Genomic DNA, 17,383 nt, shown 5'->3' with positions numbered 1-17,383 from the left:
CCGTGATGCCCACGATCGAGGGCAACGGAGCGCGCGGACGGCGTGAGTTCGGGTATCTCGCGGAATCGAAGGAGAATAATGCATCGCTTCGGGCAACGCACTGCTGGCGCTTTTCGTAGGGTCAGAATGGTCGCTGTGGCAGCGATCCTCGCGGCTGGGCTCGCTCTCCCGGCGATGGCGGCGTACGCCGCGCCACCGGCGGACAACAGAGATGACCTTGGCTCACTCGCGGGCAAGCGCATCTTGATCTCGAATGACGACTCGGTGCAGGCGGCAGAGGCGGACGGGTCCGACGGTCGCGGACTCTATCTGCTCCGCGAGGCGCTGTGTGAAGCGGGTGCCGACGTCGTGGTGATCGCTCCGTGGCAGCAGCAGAGCGGCAAGGGCCGATCCGTTTCGGTGGCGCCGCGCGTCTCGTTGGCGGCTCCGACAGTCTTTCCGGTCGGCTTCGAGGATGATTGCCGAGACGCACCTTCGCAAGGCCTCGTGCTCGGCGTCTGCGCCGCTGCGCAATGCGCGCCGGAGACGGAGTCGGCGACGCCGGCGGACACGATCGAAGTTGCCCTGCGGGCGTTCCTGCCCGGGTTGTCCGGGTGGTCTGACGGTCCCGACCTGGTGTTCACAGGAATCAACTCCGGGTCGAATACGGACATCTACGTGAATATGTCCGGCACCATCGGCGCGGCGACCACAGCGACGGAGTACGGCGTACCGGCGATCGCGGTCAGTGCAGACGGCCCGGCCAACAGCTACTATCCGCCGACCGACCGCACCTACGAGGTTGCCGCCGACTTCGCCGCTGCGACGGCCGCTCGGCTGTTCGACCGCCATCGCGCGGAGCAGCTCGGCCTGGACGGGGTGCTCCTCAACATCAACGTCCCGAACATCACGGACGGTGAGACGCCCTCCGCGCGATGGACCGAGGTCGGCGATGCGCCCCTCGGCAACCTCACGTACGTCACTGACGGCAGCGGCGGCTACACCTTCACCTACCTCGAGACCGGAGCGAACATCGACCGCGACTCCGATACCGCGGCGCTTCTCGACGGCGACATCAGCATCGGCGCGATCTCGGTGGACCGCACGACCGATCCGCGATGGCTGAAGGCGCTCAAGCTCACCAAGTGACGCCTCGACTGACTATCGCCGGGGAACGATGTCGCCGCATGCCGCGTCGGCGAACCCGACACCGAGGAGGTGATCGAACCCGACCTCGGAGCCCTCACCGCGCTTGACGCATGGGGGCGCTTTCCGTGTGGATTGACCAGCGGAACGCGGGAGTGCGCACAGGTCGTCGGTTCGTCACGATGGCGGTATGTACATCGAGAAGCTGCGCGAAATGTTTGAGAACGTCTCCATCGCCCGCGATGCCGCGCGTTTCGGCGAGTACTTCCATCCTGATCTGCAACTGTCTTTCAACGGTCAGGTGCAGGACTTCGAAGTGGTGCGCTCAGGGCACGAGGCGGTCTACGAGCGCACGATCGAGACCACGGTCGAGTTCGATGAGGAGGCGTGGGTCGAATCGCCCGACGGTGTCGCCGGACGGTTCTGGCTCACGACGACCCGTGTGGGTGAGGCGCCCCGCGCGAACGAGACGCTGTTCGTCGTCAAGTACCGCGACGGGCTGATCGTGCGTATGTGGGAGCTGGTGTGGGCAGCGGATCCGGCGGACGCCCGGTTTGAGTGAAGAACGCATGTGAGGGGCGAACTCCGGTGCGTCCGTCCGTTTTCACAGGAGTTCGCACTTCGCGGACATCGATCTCCGCGCAAACGCCGCCGGATCGGCGTCTGGCAGCGCTTCTGCTGCCGTGAAGCGGGATGGTGCTGAGCTGCGGGACGCCGGGACGGTCAGGTCGAGCGGCTGACGGCGTCAGCGAGCCCAGCGACGCGGGCGATGTTGATCCCGTATGTCGCGGCGAGCTCCCGCACGACGCTGTCGAGCTCTTCGTACTGCGTCATCGGCACGTACAGGCCCCGGCCGGGCACGACTGCGCCGAGCTCGGTGAGCAAGGGGCTCAGGCTGACGTTCGCGCCGAGGGAGTGCTGGGCATCGGCGCCGGTGTGCAACGGGATCGCGACGACCCCCGCAAGACCGTTCGATGGGTAGCGGTCGAGGAATGCCTTCAGCAGCCCGGAATAGGTGGCTTTGTACGTGGGCGAGGCGAACACCACCAGATCACTCTCGGCCACCGCTCGGTTCCACGCCGCGACGTCCTCGGCCGACAAATCGAACAGCCGGTCGGCGTAGTCGGCGAGTTCGAGCACCGTCGACTCGTAAGCGTCGGGCGTCAGTAGTTCTGCCACCAGCGCCTCGGCCACATGACGAGTCCGCGACATCGGCTTGGGGTTGCCGACCACGACGGTCACGCGGAGGGTCACCGCTCGGAACCGCCTGCCGGGACGATGTTGGCGTTGCGGCGGAAGAAGTTCGTCGGGTCCCACACCGCCTTGAGCGCGGCCAGATCGTCGTAGGTGTTCGCATAGGCGGCGCGCGCGCGTTCCGGCGTCATGACGCCGATCCAGTTCACGGTGCCCGGGCTGCCGGTTCCCGCGGGGGTCGCACGTACCGAGGCCACGACGCCGGAGGCCCAGCCCTGCTCGTCGTCGGTGTGCGCGAGATCCGAGAAGTACGAACCGCTGTGCACCGCCCACTGGGTCGCACCGCGAACACCCAGCGCGCTCGTCGCGACGTCGCCCCGTGCGATCGCGCAGGCCTCCGGGTAGAGCTGGATCGCGCGTTCCGTCGTCGCATCCGGAGCACTCGACAACAGATCGAGGCCGGCGAACAGGGCGTCGAGCGCCTCATCGCTCAGCGACGTCAGCACCTCGTCGTCTTCCGCCTTGTACTCGCCGCGCTCTGTGATCATGTCCTCCATGGAGCCGTGCACGGCGAGGAAAGTCATTTGGCGGACGTCGTCCAGATCGGCCGGAATGGTGCGGCGGATCTCACCGATCTCGGACGCGGCTGCCGCGGCCTCGCCGACGTGGCACACGATGATGCTCAGGCCGGGCTGGCCGACCAGATCGGCGGGAACCCCTCGCGATCCGCCGACCCACTCCAACGTCGCGTAGAACGCGAGGTCCTCGGATGCGGTCTCCCGGAACGATCGCAGCCACTCGATCGCGGCACGCGCGCGTTCACGTCCCACCCACAGCATCCCACCGGCGAGAACCGTGGCGGGAACGGTGTGCAGAGCGATTTCGAGCGAGCTCACGACACCGAAGTTCGCCGCCGCGCCCCGCACGCCTCGCAGCAGTTCAGGATGGCTCTCCGCGGATACATGGACCACGTCACCATTCGCAGTGACGAGTTCGGCGCTGACGATGTTGTCGCAGCCCCACCCGTGCTTCGGGGAAAGATATCCGAGTCCACCGCCGATGATGACGCCGATCCCCGGGGTGGAGTTGACACCGAGGGCAGCCCCCATTCCGATGCGGGTGGCTTCGGCTTGCACTGCGCCCATGAGGGCACCACCCTGCAAGCGCAGCGTTGCCGTCTCCGGGTCAGCCTTCACCTCGTTCATGAGTCCCATGTCGAGAAGGAGGCCATCTGTCGCACTGATCCCACCAGTGTGATGTCCGCCCCCGCGAACGGCGAACTCCCACCCCATCTCACGGGCGTAGATGACCGCAGCAGAGATGTCCGCTGTGGTGCGCGGGCGAGCGATCACGGCGGGAGCACTCGGGAACCGGCGATTGTAGCCGAACCGGCGCTCTTCGTAGCTGGGATCGCCGGGACGGAGGATCTCTCCGGTGAATGTGATCTCAAACGTATCGGCGTAGGTCATGCGAACTTCCTCTTCGGGCGCTCAGATCGTGGCGATCGATTCCGTTGCACGGAGCCGGCGCGCGGCGTCGATGTAGGCGCCGATGGCGTCATCGATGCCGTAGGCAGGCTCGTATCCGAGTTCCGTGCGGGCCCGGGTGATGTCCGACACCGTGTAATAGGTGACGTCGTATCCGTAGTAGTCCAGACCCGGACCGATCTCGATCTGTGCTCCTGGAACCGCACGCCGCACGGCGTCGGCGAACTCGTACAGCGACGTTCCGATGCCGGTGGCGATGTTGTAGACCGGGCTCGGCACCTTCGGCGCTTCGAGGGCCGCGACGATGCCGGCCACCACGTCGGCGACGAACATGATGTCGTCGACCTCATCGCCCCCGCGCTCGATCACGGTGCGTTCACCGGCTAGCGCGTTCTCGAGAATGCGACTGAGCAGGGCGACCTCGCCGTGTCGGGCGAGCTTGCCCGGGGCGAGGATCGTCCCGAACCGCAGCGACGCGATCTCGAGACCGTGCTCGCGGCGGTAGTTCGCGGCCATGCCTTCCGCGGCCAGCTTCCCGACGTCGTACGCGATGACCGGGTCGCAGGTGTGGTCCTCGGAGATCGGCTCGTAGGTCGGATAGGTATGGGGGCCCACGGGCACCCGCCCGTACGCCGACTTGGAGCTCGTGAAGACGACGCGCTTGACGCCGGCGAGCTTCGCTGCCTCGAAGACGTTCACCGCGCCGAGGGCGTTCACGTCGAAACCCAGTCTCAGATCGGACTGGCACCGCGGGGGCATGAGCGCGGCGAGATGGACGATCGCGTCGATCTCGTGGTCACGCAGGATGGTGGTCATCCCGTCGAGGTCCATGATGTCGCCGATCACGATCGGGAACTTCCCCGCGAGATCGGGGAGCAGCGAGGTGTCGTCGCGCGTCTCGAGCACGACCGGGACATGGCCGCGCTCGATGAGCTCGCGGGTCACCCAAGAGCCGTTGACGCCGAGGCCGCCGGTGACGAGTACTTTCATGTTCTTCTCTCAGTTCGCAGCAGGAGTGGCGCGCAGGTGCCGGCGGAATGTCCGGCCGTCGAGGCCGGGGTCGATGAATCCACGCTTCTGCAGGATGGGCATCACCGAGCGCGTGAACGCCTCGAACGTGCCGGGCATCTGAGTCGGCGTGACGATGAATCCGTCGCAGCCGTCGGCGGTGAAGTACGCCTCGAGCTGATCGGCGACCTCCTCCGGCGTTCCGACGACCTGCGGGGTGAGGTCGCTCGTCGCATAGCGGAATGCCGCCTCGCGCAGCGTCAGATTCTCGCGCTGCGCGCCCTTGATGAGCACCTCGAGCGCTCCGATCGAGAGGGCGTCATCCGTCAGAGAACTCACCGGCTTGTCGAGCGGGAGTTCGCGGATATCGATCCCGAGGTGATTCTTGATCGTCGCGACCGCGACATCCCATTCGACCAGGCTGTTGATGTACTCCTGCTTCTCGCGCGCGATCTCGCTCGTCTCACCGATGATGGGATCGATAGAGGTGAGGATCGCGAGCTCGCCGGGTTCGCGACCGTAGTCCGCGGTGCGCGTCTTCATATCGGTGTAGAACGCCTGCATGTCCTCGAGATCGTTCTGCAGCGTGAAGACGAGCTCCGCCCAGCGGGCGGCGAAGTCACGGCCTGCAGGCGACGATCCTGCCTGCATGATGACGGGGTGCCCCTGCGGTGCGGGCGGGGTCGAGAAGTAGCCGGATGCCGCCACGAACTCGCCCTCGAACGCGATGGGATCGATCGCCGACGTCTCGATGAACCGCCCCGAGGCCTTGTCGGCGATCACCTGGGCGCCATTCCAGGAGCTCCAGAACTTCATGCAGAGCTCGAGGATCTCGTGAGCGCGCTGGTAGCGAGCCTCGCGCGGGGGCAGCGTGTCCTGGCCCATCGCCTTCGCCTCGCCCTCGTTCCATGAGGTCACGACGTTCCAGGCGAGGCGTCCGCCACTGATGATATCGAGCGTCGACAGAGCGCGGGCGATCGCGTACGGCGGGATGAAGGTCGTCGACACGGTCACGCCCAGACCGATCCGCGACGTCGCCTGTGCCATCAGAGCGATCAGCGGAAGGGGATCGAGCAGGGCGATCTGTCCGCCCTTGTCGGCGATTCCCGTGTTGCCGAACGTGAGGGTGTCGGCCAGGAACAGTCCGTCGAAGTGCCCTCGTTCGAGTGTCCGTGCGATCTCCTGCCACCATTGCGGGTCAAGGTGAGCGTTGACGGACTCGGGGTGTCGCCACGCAGCGGTGTGGTGCTGCGTGGGTCCGGTCATCAGCATCGCCACGAAGCGCATGTAACGGTTGTTCGGCATCGTTGTGGGGCCTTCCTGCGGCGGGATGGCCGCGGTCGTCGGAGTCGTCGTGTGCCTCTCGACTCAGAGCGTGTGGGTGCCGAGGTGCCAGGGGGCGGGGTTCTGGGCGTAGGCGGTGTAGTCGCCGGGGATGCTGATGCCGGGGATCTGGGGTTCCCATTGGCGGTCGAGGAGTTCTTCGGGGTCGCCGTACTGGGCGGCCAGCGCGCGGACCTCGGGGTCGTCCAGCGCGGCGAGGCGGCCGTCCCGGATGGGGACCTCGACGGTGCCGTCCTCGTGGGTGATCTCCACGGTCGGCCACATCAGGTGCATGTGCACGTGCCCGTACGGCCAGCCCAGCTCACCGGCCTTGTTCTCCGCCTCGGACGGGCCCGCGGTCCCGAACCCGAGGTGGATCACCCCGGACCGGTACCGTTCCCACTCCGTGCCGCCGGTGGAGACCATGTCGATCCGCGACGGGCGCCGCACCCACGGGTTCGTGCCCACGGCGACCTCCCACAGCCAGAACAGCCCCTTCCCGGGGAACTGGTCGTACTGCAGCTCCTCGGTCTCCTCCAGCAGCGCACGCCACCCCTCGCCGTACGCGCCGCCCCCCTCGACCCGGGTGATCTTCCCCGCCTCGAGCGTCGCGGTCAGCTGCGGGAACGGCTTGGAGAAGTGCGTGAGCGTGCCCTTGATCACACCCTCCGCGTCCTGCAGCGCGTTGATCGGCGGACCCGGGTGATACATCAGATGCCCGATGCACGGGTCCTCCGCGAACCAGGTGCCCTCCGTGGTCCAGTAGTCCGGCAGCAGCGTGTACGAGAAGTCGGTGCCCTCCTTGTCGGTGATCCGCACCTTCGCGCCCTTGCCGCGCGACCACACCGGATCCCACGCCTTCTGGTTGATCAGGTCATGCAACGGCCGCGGGAAGTTGTTCGACTTGTCGAGGAACTGCTCCTCCAGCTGCCACGCATGCCCCTCCCACCGGAAGTCCGCCGCGATCGGGAACGCCCGCCCCTGGATCAGCAGGTCATAGTTGCGCCACTCGACCACCTTGCGCACCCACGGCATCTCCAGATACCGGCGCGGCCGATACGTGTCCTCATGGCCCTTCCACGGCTCCCGGCGAATGTTCGCATCCAGCTCATCGGTCTCCGTGATCGGACGATCCACCCCACCATCAGCGATGATGATGTCGACCTTCGCCCCCCGCTCCCGCAACACCTTCGCGATCGCCAACGGCGCCGCCAGATGCACCGTCGAATCAATCGCGATCATCACCTTGTCACCAGGCTTGGTCTCCCCATACCCCTGATAACCCGGCACATTCGTCTTCGCATACAGATGCAGGAACTCCGGCTGATCCGCCAGATACTCCGCCTGCGCGATCGCATCCGCCAGATTCTCACTCTGATCCAAACTCATGGTTCCTGCCTTGGGTGAAGCGGCCGAGCATGTGCGGCCGCCGGGTTTCAGAAGCGAACAGGGTCGGCGGAGGCGTCAGTCCTCAGGCGGCCAGACCGGTTCGACGACCTCGCTGAGATCCGTCGTGATCCCACCGATGACCGCGCCGATCTGCTCAGCCCACTTCGGATCCGCCAGATACTTGGCTTCCTGCTCCCGCAGGTCCTCCGCGCTTCCCGGGTACTCAACCGCCCAGACGAACTGTTCGTTGACGTGGTCGGCATAGGCGAACACGACAGCGAAGCCGTAACTGGCCCGCAGCGGAACAGCGCGCGCCGTGAAGTGGGGCAAGAAGTCCTTCAGGGTGCCGGGTGCGAACTGATAGCGGCGAAGCTGGATGGCCAAAAGGGTCCTCTCTGGGTCGTGACGCCGATGTCGCGCGATGCGAGGATCGACGCTCACGAGCGTCTCGCGGACCGGCCGAGAATGAGTCGGCCGGACGGCCGAAATCGGCTCGCGGGTATGGGCACCTGCACAATCGCGCGATCGGACGCCGATGCCTGCGGTCTGCATGGCAGGAAGGATACGTTCGTAAGGAGAGGAGGCGGTCCGGTGGTCAGACCGAATGCCCGCGCCGAGATCCTCGACGCCGCCCTGGAACTGCTGGTGCGCGCTGACGGGCGCGACATCAGTCTGGATGCGATCGCGCGTGCGTGCGGATTGACGAAGCAGGGCGTGATGTACCACTTCCCGACGAAGGACGCTCTTCGCGAGGCGGCATCCGAACATGTTCTCGAGCTGTGGCGCGGCAAACTGCGCGACGCGCTCGGTGGGTCGCTGGAGGACGCGCCGATCGCCGATCGCATCAGCGCGTACGCGCACCTGGTCGGTGCGCCGGCGCTCCCGTGGGAGCTGAGACTCTTCGCCGAACGTCTCTACCGGGACCGGCTCTCGGGCCCGACCACGTCCTGGTTCACTCGATGGCTGGCCGTGCCGCCTGAGCTGCCTGACGAGGTGCGCGGGCGTTTCATCACCGCGCGCATGGCGGCCGATCGCCTGTGGTTCGAGGTGCGCCTGGAGCGTCCGGAGGCGTTGCAGAACGTGGCGCAGATCGTCGCGCAGATCGACCGGATGCTGCAGGAGCCGATCGCCCGAGACCGCTGACCTGCGCAGCGCTGGGCATACCTCGAAACACGAGGGTCATTCGGCTGAAACATGCCGGAAACATTGCGGCGGGCTCGGCGGCTTACCGTCGAAAGCACAGCAGACCCACGCAATCGCACCGACGCCGTGGCGGGAACGCCGGAGCGAGGAGAGACCCGGCTCCCGGCCCACCCCGTCTCGGCGGCGGCGACCCGTGCACTGCGTCGTGCCCGCCCAGGAGAAGGAACCAACGAGCAATGAGCAACGAAGTACTCGACATCGCCACGCACGCGCCCACACCCACCGCTGACGAGCTCGTTGCCCGTGTCCGCGCTCTTCAGCCGCTGCTGCGTGAGCTGCAGCCCGAACACGCACGGATCGGCACCTACTCGGCGCCGGTGCATGAGGCGTTCCTCGAAGCGCAGCTGTACGACATCCTGCGACCGCGCCGGTTCGGTGGCCTGCAGTTGGGACTGCGGACGTTCTACAGCGTCGTGCGAGAGATCGCGGTCGCGGATCCGGGCGCCTCCTGGGCGTTCAGCGCCGCGACGTCTAGCCAGTACGACGTGGGCAGCTACTTCCCGCTCGCAGCGCAGGAGGCGGCGTTCTCGGCTTCGCCGTTCATCGCCGCGTCGCGTGTCGCGCCCCCCGAGTCGAGTGTCGAGCGCGCCGACGGTGGCTTCCGCATCTCGGGCAAATGGAACTTCTGTTCGGGCAGCACGTGGGGATCCCACTTCCTCGCGGGCACTTTCGCCACGCAGGAAGACGGGTCGCGCACCCCGTACCTGTTCCTCGTTCCCCGCGAGGACTACACCGTCCTCGACGACTGGGGCCAGGATGCCGCGCTGGGGATGCACGCGTCCGCGTCCAACACGGTCGCGATCGACAACGCGTTCGTCCCCGACGAATTGGCCGTCGTGCGTGACTTCGGCACAGGCGAGTCGACTCCTGGATTCGAGATTCACGGTGACGCGCTCTACCTCGGCCGCACGTACACGACCTACGCCGGTGGGTTCGCCGCGACGCAGGTCGGCGCCGCCCAGGCGGCTCTCGCCGAGTACGAGCGCCTGCTCGCTCGCGGCGCGAGCATCCCGCCGCGTGGCCCCCGCAATCAGTCGTTCTTCTACCAGCGCTGGTATGGCGAGCTGATGTCGATGACCGACTCCGCGGCCGCACTGCTGGACTCGGCGCTCGCCGAGCTCGAGCGACGCAAGGTCGATTGGGCGGAAGGACGCGGTGTCTTCACGAAGGCGGACGACGCGCGTCTGCGTGGTCAAGTCGTCCAGGCCACCCTGCTGGCGGGCAAGGTGATCGACCAGGCCTTCGTCACCGGCGGCACGTCATCGACGGCGCTCGCCGGTGCCACGCTCGGCCGCCTTCAGCAGGATGCCCTCATGTACCGCACGCACATCGGCGCGCAGTGGGATGTCCTGCACACCGACGCCGGACGCCTGAATCTCGGTCTCGACCCTCTCGGCTAAGAAGTGCTCCCGCGCCGTCATGGCGCGGGAGCTCGGGGAGGACGGGCCTCGGGCCGTTCGGATGAAATCGCGCGCGATTTGATGGGCACCTGCACAATGCGCCGACTCGCGCAGATCGTCGATCCTGACTCGCACAGCCGCGGTCCCCGTCCGAACGATCGGGCGAATCCGGGTCCGCGGATCTTCCGAGCGGAGGACCCATGCCCCTGGCCACCACATCGCGGCGATCCAGATCACGTCACGCACGGGGGGCGGCCGCTGCTGCCATCGCCGTCGCCGTGTCGGTCGTTCTCGCGGCGTGCTCGGGGGGCGGCTCGGTCGACTCAGCCGAGACGTCGAACGAGCCGGGCGCGGGCGGGACACTGCGCGTAGCGATCCTCGGCGACGGCAATCTCGAGTCGAACGACACGTTGACGGCGAATACGACGAGCGACTATCTGCGGATCCACCAGATTTTCGAGCCCCTCACGGTGGTGGACCCCGAGAAGGGGGTGCAACCCTACCTCGCCGAGCACCTCGAGGCCAACGCCGACGCCACAGAATGGACGATCACGCTGAAAGACGGCGTGAGATTCTCGGACGGGACGCCGCTGAGCGCCGACGACGCCGTCTTCACGCTGCGCATGCATCAGGCGCCGGACTCGGGGTCGGTCGTCTCGGGTCTGCTCGCGAGCGTGGTGGCGATCGACAAGATCGATGACCTGACGTTCACTGTGAGCCTCGCCAGCCCGAACTCCTACTTCGATCAGGTGCTGTCCAACTACCACTTCGGGATCGTGAAGGACGGCACGACAGACTTCGACGACCCGGTCGGAACCGGCCCCTTCGTCTTGGATCGCTTCGTCCCCGGGCAGGAGAGCGTCCTGGTCAAGAACCCGGATTACCGCGTCGAGGGCAAGCCCTACCTCGATGAACTCGTCATCCTCTCCATCTCAGACCCGCAAGCGCGGGTCAACGCCTTGCTGAGTGGGCAAGTCGACGCGATCGCCGGCGTGCCGCCGGCGCAGTTCCAGTCGATCGCGGACACGCCGGGCTTCGAGGCCATCGACTCGCCGAGCGGCACGCACCTCGTCCAGTACATGTTCACGTCCGGCCCGAACGCCGGCGACTTCGCTGACCCGGCCGTGCGCGAGGCTCTGCGTCTTCTCGTCGACCGCCAACAGATCGTCGACAACGTGTTCTACGGATACGCGCGCGTCGGCAACGATCTGTCGGGCATCGACGATGCGACAACGTACCCGGCTGACGTGCCGCAGAGAGAATACGACCCCGAGGCCGCGGCCAAGATCCTGGCCGACGCCGGCTACGACGACCTCGAGGTGACGCTCTACACGTCAGACATCTACCCGGGGATCCGCGACATGTCGACTCTCATGGCTGAGCAGGCGGCGGCAGGTGGGGTGACCATCAATCTCGAGGTGCTGCCCAGCGACCAGTACTGGAGCGAGTCGTATCTCCAGAATCCGTTCGGATCGAGCTACTGGTCGGGGCAGCCGTTGTTCTACTACTACGGCGCCAACTATGCGATGGCCGTCGGAACGGGCGAGAACGAGACCGAGTGGGATGACCCGGAGTGGCGAGCGCTGTATGACGAGGCACTGAGCACGACCGATCGTGACGCTGCCGACCAGTTGCTCATGGAAGCGCAGCGGATCCTCTACGAGCGCGGCGGCTACATCATCCCCGTGTACCCGGACTTCCTCGACGGCGCGCGGAGCACTGTGCATGGATTCGGCGCTTCGTCCTCCTTCCCGCTGGGTGACTTCGATTTCGTCGACGTCTACGTGACGCACTAGCGCGCTCATGAGGGGATGCCTCGCGCCGATGCCCGGCATCCCCTCTTCGTGTGACAACCGAACGCCCGATCGGCCGCCGCGCAACAGCAGAGGACGCAGACATGGTCGCACTCGAGAAGCCCCGTGCACGTGAGGGAGTGGCCCGCGGCCGTCCTGCGACGCCGTCCCTCACCGGCCTGGCGATCCTCAAGAGAGCCGCGACCGCTCTCGCGACGCTCTTGGCCGTCAGCGTCCTGCTCTATGCCGGGCTCGCGGTCATCCCCGGCGACGCCGTCCAGGTGTCTCTTGGCCAGGACGCATCGCCCGAGCGCGTCGCTATCCTTCGCGAGCAGTACGGGCTGGATCGTCCGGTCTGGGAGCTCTACCTCGAGTGGCTCTCTGGAGTCGTGCGCGGCGACCTCGGATCGTCGGTCCTGACCGGCCGCCCCATCTCGACGACGCTCGCACCATACCTGATCAACTCGATGGTGCTCGCCGGGATCGCCATCGCGGTGATGGTGCCTCTCGCCGTCCTGCTGGGCGTCGTGTCGGCGGTGCGCCGGAACTCCTGGCTGGACCTGACACTCTCCTCGAGCGCACTGGCGTGGGCGTCGATCCCGGAGTTCGTGGCCGGCACGATTCTCATCCTGATCTTCACGAACCTCCTCGGCCTGCTCCCGGCCACCTCCTTGCTGAACTCCAGCATTCCCCTCTGGGAGCAGCTCCCCGCGCTCACCCTTCCCGTGACAACTCTGATCGTCATTGCCGTCGCTCAATGCAGTCGCATGATCCGGGCCGCCATGATCGACATCCTGAGCTCCGACTTCGTGCATGCGGCGACCCTGCGCGGCATCCCGCGATGGCGCATCGTGTGGCGCCACGCCGTTCCGAGCGCTCTGAACTCGATCATCGCCATCGTGGTGCTCACCGCGGGATGGCTCGTGGGCGGCGTCGTGGTGACGGAGACGCTGTTCCAATACCCGGGACTGGGCATCGCGATGACGAACGCTGTCGCGTCTCGCGACACACCCACCGTGCTGGCGGGCGCGATGGTGATCACGGCGGTGCTGGTCGTCGGCAATCTCCTCGCCGACTCGGTGGCAGTGGTATTGGATCCCCGCTTGCGCGCGTCCAACCGGCGGCAGGCTGCGTCGACACCGCGCACGAAGGAAGCATGACCATGGCTCCGCACACGAACCACCCCGTGCCCGCCGCAAGCTCCGAGAACGCCGACGCGGAGCAGGCCGCTCGCTCGATGCGTCGAACGGGGGTCGCATGCGCAGCGGTGCGCGCGATCGGATCCACGACTGCGGGTCGTATGGGTGCGAGCCTCATGTCGGTCGTCATCGTGGTCGCTCTGATCGGTCCCCTGCTCGCCCCGCACAGTGTCGCGACGATCGTGGGTACGCCCTTCCAGCCACCCGGGGCGGGCGCCCTGCTCGGCACGGACTACCTCGGCCGTGATGTGCTCAGCCGCTTTCTCCACGGCGGCTGGCTGCTCATCCTCCTCGCGCTGGTAGCCGTGACGGTCGCGTATGCCGTCGCGATCCCGATCGCGTTGCTGGCGGCATACCGCAACGGCAGAGCGTTCGATCACAGCGCGCGCGCGACGAGCACCGTGCTGAACGCGATTCCCGCGATCGTGCTCGCCCTCATCGTGATCGCGGCGTTCGGCCGCGGTCCGATCGTGATCCTGCTGGCTGTCGCGATCATCCAGCTGCCGGCCGTCGTGCAGATCTTCCGCGGTGCGGCACTCGGACTCGTTCGGACAGAGTACGTCGACGCCGCGCGAGCGCGTGGCGAGAGTACATCGTCGATCCTCCTGAGGGAGATCGCTCCCAACATCCGCGGGCTGATTGCGGCCGACGTCGGCCTGCGGTTCGGGTGGGCGATCATGCTCATGGCTGCCATCAGCTTCCTCGGCTTCGGGCAGGCCCCGCCGGCAGCCGACTGGGGACTCATGATCAGTGAGAACCGCATGGGCATCACCACCCAGCCGCTTCCGGTGATCGTGTGCGCGGCCGCGATCGCATGCCTCACCATCGGCCTGACTCTGGTCGCCGATGCCGTCGCCCGGTCGGTCGGTCGCTCGTGAAGGAAGAGAACATGATTGATGACTTCGAGACGCGCTCCCCGGGCGGCGTACAGGCCCCAGCGCCTCTCGTCGTGCAGAACCTGCAGGTATCGACGACGACGGGCATCCCCATCGTCCACGGTGTGACGTTCGCGGTGAACGCGGGAGAGGTGTTCTCGATAGTCGGCGAATCCGGTTCAGGCAAGACCGCCGTCGCCCATGCCCTGCTCGGGCACGCGCGGCCAGGTCTGCGCATCGCCGGCGGCCGTGCGATCGTCGCCGGAACCGATGTGGTCGCCGCGACTCCGGCCCGCCTCCAGAGCCTGCGCGGGGGCTCGATCTCCTACGTGCCGCAGGACGCGGCGACATCGCTGTTCCCGCGTGCCCGGGCGGGCGCACAACTGCGAGAGACCATGATCGTCCACGGCATCGAACCCGCGGAGGCCGATCGTCGCGCGCGCGAACTCACGACGCGCGTCGGTCTGCCAGACCGCGTGCACCGGGCCTATCCGTTCCAGATGTCCGGCGGGCAGCAGCAGCGGCTGCTCATTGCGATGGCAATGGCGACGCGGCCCTCCGTCGTGGTTCTCGACGAGCCGACGACAGGTCTCGATGTGACCACCCAAGCACGCGTCCTGGAGCTCATCGGCGACCTGGCTCGGTCCGAGCGGGTCGCATTCGTCTACATCTCGCACGATCTGGCCGTCGTCGAGCAGATCTCCGACCGCATCGCCGTGATGAGATCCGGACGTATCGTCGAGGAGGGGCGGACGGCCGAGCTCGTGGCCAGGCCCGCACACCCCTACACCGCGATGCTCCTCCGCGCAGTGCCTCGCGTGCGCGCGGACACGCTCGGCCAGGCGTCAGAGCTCCCGCCCCCGGCCTCGGAGACGGACGTTCCGCTGCTGCGCGTATCAGAACTCGAGCTGCGCTACGGGGCATCGGCGCCGGTCGTCAAGGGTGTGGATTTCGATGTCCGCTCGGGCGAGTGCGTCGCCCTCGTGGGCGAGAGCGGAAGCGGCAAGTCCACGACCGGCCGGGCGATCGCCGGGCTGATGCCGGTCGCCGCAGGATGCATCGAGTTGGCGGGTGAGCGGCTGGCCGACGATGCCGATAAGCGCACTCGTGCGGACCGTGAGCGCATCCAGCTGATCTTCCAGAACCCCGACCGATCGCTCAACCCGAGCCACACGGTGGAGCAGATCCTGGGTCGTCCGCTGCGTCTGTTCGGCATCGCGCGTCGTGCGCAGGTGCCGGCGATGAGCGCGGAGCTGCTCGACCGTGTGCACCTGTCCCGCACTGCGCTCGGCAAACGACCGCACGAGCTGTCGGGTGGCGAGAAGCAGCGCGTCGCGATAGCGCGCGCCCTCGCGGCACGGCCACAGCTTCTCGTGTGCGATGAAGTGACGTCCGCACTGGATGTCTCGGTGCAGGCGTCGATCGTCACGCTGCTTTCGGAGTTGCGGGCGCAGGGATTGGCGATGCTGTTCATCACGCACAACCTCGGCGTCGTGAGGGCGCTTGCCGACCGTGTACTGGTGATGCGCAGCGGTGAGGTGTGTGAGCGCGGCACAACGAGGCAGGTGCTGGACCATCCCGCACACGAGTACACAGCTGCGCTGCTCGCCGCAGCGCCGGATCTGAGCGTCCCTCAGGAGGGCTGAGCGATTGCGGGGCCACCTGGAGCGGCCGCTGCCTCGATCGCCACGATTCGCGCGGGCGCGGCATCCACGCCCGCGACCTTCACGGGCAGGCAGATCAGGAACGAGTCCTCCGACAGCTCGCGGAGGTTGACCAGACTCTCGCCGATGACGCAGCCCGCCTCGAGCAGCACCTCGTGCACCTCGTGCATCTGAGTGTGTGAGGGGCCGGGCGTGTCAAGGCCGAGGAACGTGATCCCGAGTTCGGCGAGGTGAGCGGCGGTCGCGGGGGACACCTGGGGCCACGGCTCCCAGTAGTCCGCCGTCCCGACCAGCCCGTCCCAGCCGGTCCGCAGGATGACTCGTCCGGCGGCGCGGATTCGATCGTCGTGAGCGGCGATGTCCTCGTGGGCGATCACACCGCCCGGACTGTCGACCGTCACGTCGAGGACGACGACGGGACCGATCATCGAGCGGAGCGGGAGCTTCTCGCTGGTGTCGCCCCCGCGGATGAAATGCGCGGGCGCGTCGACGTGGGTTCCCAGGTGGCTGAAGAGCTTCAGCTCCCACATCTCGAACCCGTCGGCCTCATGAGTGGAGATCGGCCGGAACCGTGGCACCGGCTCGCCCGGATACACCTCCATGCCATCGGGGACCGGCATCGAGAGGTCGATGATCCTTGCGGTTTTCAGCGTATCCGTGCTGATCATCGGCTCCTCGTTCGCTGGGTGGTCGGTCCGGTGGGTGGTCCTGGAAAAACCTAGGACAGCCGAGGGACAGGGACGATGGACAAACGCGCAAAGCGACACCGCTCCGAACGGCCAAACTGCCCGGCGGGTCATCCGCCGTCTGGCGATACCCCGCCGGCGCGGCGGAGTGCACAGTAAGAGAAGCCCGCCCGCGACGGCGTGACTCGCGTCGAAGCGAAGATCTGACGGAAGGACCACCGATGTCCACCAGCTCACCCCGGAGCGCCTTCATCACAGGAGCTGCATCAGGAATGGGGCGCGCGACCGCCCTCGAACTCGCGAGCCGTGGCACGCGCGTCACATTGTTCGACCTCAATGCCGCGGGTCTGGAGGAGACGAAAGCGCTCGTCGAGGTGACGTTGGGCGGCTCCGCTGTCGCCTACCCGGGAGATGTGACGTCGCTCGACGATCTCACGGCGGCCACTGCTGCTGGCGTGGAGGCGTTCGGCAGCCTGGATGCGGTGGCGGCGTGCGCCGGTATCGAGGTCATCAAGCCGTTCCTCGAGCAGAGCGTCGACGAGTGGACGCGGTGCCTCGACATCAACCTCACCGGCGTCATGCTGACCGCCCGGGCGGCGCTGCCCCACCTTCTCGACGCCGGGAAGGCCTCCATCGTCGCCGTCGCCAGCGATTGCGGGACGCACGGCTACCCGGACTGGTCGGCGTACTGCGCCGCCAAGCACGGTGTGGTGGGTCTCATCAAGTCGCTCGCGATGGAGTTCGGCGCGCGCGGCGTGCGCAGCAACGTCGTGACCCCGGGGTGGATCATCACGCCGATGCACGAGCGCATTCTCGAGGGCGTGTCGGAGGAGGAACGGAAGGAAGCCGCCAAGGGCAATCCGATGGGCCGCTTCGCACAGGCGTCCGAGGTGGCGACCGTTCTGGCGCATCTGCTCTCCGACGAGGCGAGCTACACGAATGGTCTGGTCTACCCCATCGACGGCGGAACCACCGCGGGCTATCTCGAATGATCGAGCGCTGATGGATGAGGGGCCCCACCGCTGAACGGTGTGGGC

Annotated in this window: 16 protein-coding genes; 9 read left to right on the top strand and 7 right to left on the bottom strand. The window is 67.1% G+C overall.

What is annotated here, in order from left to right:
- Positions 1 to 78 precede the first annotated feature (78 nt).
- Both surE and IR212_RS13240 read left to right on the top strand, forming a co-directional pair.
- On the top strand, positions 79 to 1,128 hold the full coding sequence (gene surE / locus IR212_RS13245) for a 5'/3'-nucleotidase SurE (RefSeq protein WP_194396354.1): 1,050 nt from the start codon (positions 79 to 81) through the stop codon (positions 1,126 to 1,128).
- A gap of 187 nt (positions 1,129 to 1,315) precedes the next feature.
- The gene (locus IR212_RS13240; RefSeq protein ID WP_194396353.1) at positions 1,316 to 1,687 is read left to right on the top strand and encodes a nuclear transport factor 2 family protein; all 372 of its coding nucleotides are present in this window, start codon (positions 1,316 to 1,318) and stop codon (positions 1,685 to 1,687) included.
- Positions 1,688 to 1,848: 161 nt separating this feature from the next.
- Here IR212_RS13240 and IR212_RS13235 read toward each other — a convergent pair whose 3' ends face one another.
- The 6 genes from IR212_RS13235 to IR212_RS13210 all read right to left on the bottom strand — a co-directional run bounded on the left by IR212_RS13235 (position 1,849) and on the right by IR212_RS13210 (position 8,078).
- Positions 1,849 to 2,367, bottom strand: a complete 519-nt coding sequence (locus IR212_RS13235; RefSeq protein WP_194396352.1) for an NADPH-dependent FMN reductase — start codon at positions 2,365 to 2,367, stop codon at positions 1,849 to 1,851.
- Positions 2,368 to 2,375: 8 nt separating this feature from the next.
- Complete coding sequence (locus IR212_RS13230) at positions 2,376 to 3,788, bottom strand: FAD-binding oxidoreductase (RefSeq protein ID WP_194396351.1); 1,413 nt, start codon at positions 3,786 to 3,788, stop codon at positions 2,376 to 2,378.
- 21 nt (positions 3,789 to 3,809) lie between these two features.
- A complete protein-coding gene (locus tag IR212_RS13225; RefSeq protein WP_194396350.1) occupies positions 3,810 to 4,796 on the bottom strand; it encodes an NAD-dependent epimerase/dehydratase family protein in 987 nt (328 codons plus the stop codon).
- A 9-nt stretch (positions 4,797 to 4,805) separates the two neighbouring features.
- Positions 4,806 to 6,119 (bottom strand): NtaA/DmoA family FMN-dependent monooxygenase, encoded by a 1,314-nt coding sequence (locus IR212_RS13220; RefSeq protein WP_228479319.1) that lies wholly within the window; start codon positions 6,117 to 6,119, stop codon positions 4,806 to 4,808.
- A gap of 63 nt (positions 6,120 to 6,182) precedes the next feature.
- Positions 6,183 to 7,526 (bottom strand): hypothetical protein, encoded by a 1,344-nt coding sequence (locus tag IR212_RS13215; protein ID WP_194396349.1) that lies wholly within the window; start codon positions 7,524 to 7,526, stop codon positions 6,183 to 6,185.
- 75 nt (positions 7,527 to 7,601) lie between these two features.
- Positions 7,602 to 8,078, bottom strand: coding sequence for an NIPSNAP family protein (locus IR212_RS13210; RefSeq protein ID WP_194396348.1), 477 nt, complete (start codon positions 8,076 to 8,078; stop codon positions 7,602 to 7,604).
- 39 nt (positions 8,079 to 8,117) lie between these two features.
- Here IR212_RS13210 and IR212_RS13205 point away from each other — a divergent pair, with 39 nt between their 5' ends.
- The 6 genes from IR212_RS13205 (at position 8,118) to IR212_RS13180 (ending at position 15,642) form a co-directional block, all read left to right on the top strand.
- A complete protein-coding gene (locus tag IR212_RS13205; protein ID WP_194396347.1) occupies positions 8,118 to 8,669 on the top strand; it encodes a TetR/AcrR family transcriptional regulator in 552 nt (183 codons plus the stop codon).
- Positions 8,670 to 8,905: 236 nt separating this feature from the next.
- Positions 8,906 to 10,129 carry an acyl-CoA dehydrogenase family protein gene (locus IR212_RS13200; RefSeq protein WP_194396346.1) on the top strand — a complete coding sequence of 408 codons (1,224 nt, stop codon included), beginning with the start codon at positions 8,906 to 8,908 and terminating at the stop codon, positions 10,127 to 10,129.
- Positions 10,130 to 10,329: 200 nt separating this feature from the next.
- The gene (locus tag IR212_RS13195) at positions 10,330 to 11,925 is read left to right on the top strand and encodes an ABC transporter substrate-binding protein (protein ID WP_194396345.1); all 1,596 of its coding nucleotides are present in this window, start codon (positions 10,330 to 10,332) and stop codon (positions 11,923 to 11,925) included.
- A gap of 101 nt (positions 11,926 to 12,026) precedes the next feature.
- The gene (locus IR212_RS13190) at positions 12,027 to 13,082 is read left to right on the top strand and encodes an ABC transporter permease (protein WP_194396344.1); all 1,056 of its coding nucleotides are present in this window, start codon (positions 12,027 to 12,029) and stop codon (positions 13,080 to 13,082) included.
- 2 nt (positions 13,083 to 13,084) lie between these two features.
- The gene (locus IR212_RS13185; RefSeq protein ID WP_194396343.1) at positions 13,085 to 13,999 is read left to right on the top strand and encodes an ABC transporter permease; all 915 of its coding nucleotides are present in this window, start codon (positions 13,085 to 13,087) and stop codon (positions 13,997 to 13,999) included.
- A gap of 11 nt (positions 14,000 to 14,010) precedes the next feature.
- Positions 14,011 to 15,642 carry an ATP-binding cassette domain-containing protein gene (locus IR212_RS13180; RefSeq protein ID WP_194396342.1) on the top strand — a complete coding sequence of 544 codons (1,632 nt, stop codon included), beginning with the start codon at positions 14,011 to 14,013 and terminating at the stop codon, positions 15,640 to 15,642.
- Here IR212_RS13180 and IR212_RS13175 read toward each other — a convergent pair.
- Complete coding sequence (locus IR212_RS13175) at positions 15,630 to 16,328, bottom strand: cyclase family protein (RefSeq protein WP_194396341.1); 699 nt, start codon at positions 16,326 to 16,328, stop codon at positions 15,630 to 15,632. The genes IR212_RS13180 and IR212_RS13175 overlap by 13 nt on opposite strands.
- 239 nt (positions 16,329 to 16,567) lie before the next feature.
- Between IR212_RS13175 and IR212_RS13170 the strand changes: the two genes are divergently transcribed.
- Positions 16,568 to 17,338, top strand: coding sequence for an SDR family NAD(P)-dependent oxidoreductase (locus tag IR212_RS13170; RefSeq protein WP_228479318.1), 771 nt, complete (start codon positions 16,568 to 16,570; stop codon positions 17,336 to 17,338).
- Positions 17,339 to 17,383 lie beyond the last annotated feature (45 nt).

This window comes from Microbacterium atlanticum, assembly GCF_015277815.1.
Taxonomy (GTDB): Bacteria; Actinomycetota; Actinomycetes; order Actinomycetales; family Microbacteriaceae; genus Microbacterium; species Microbacterium atlanticum.
This window is presented reverse-complemented; position numbering and strand designations above follow the sequence as displayed.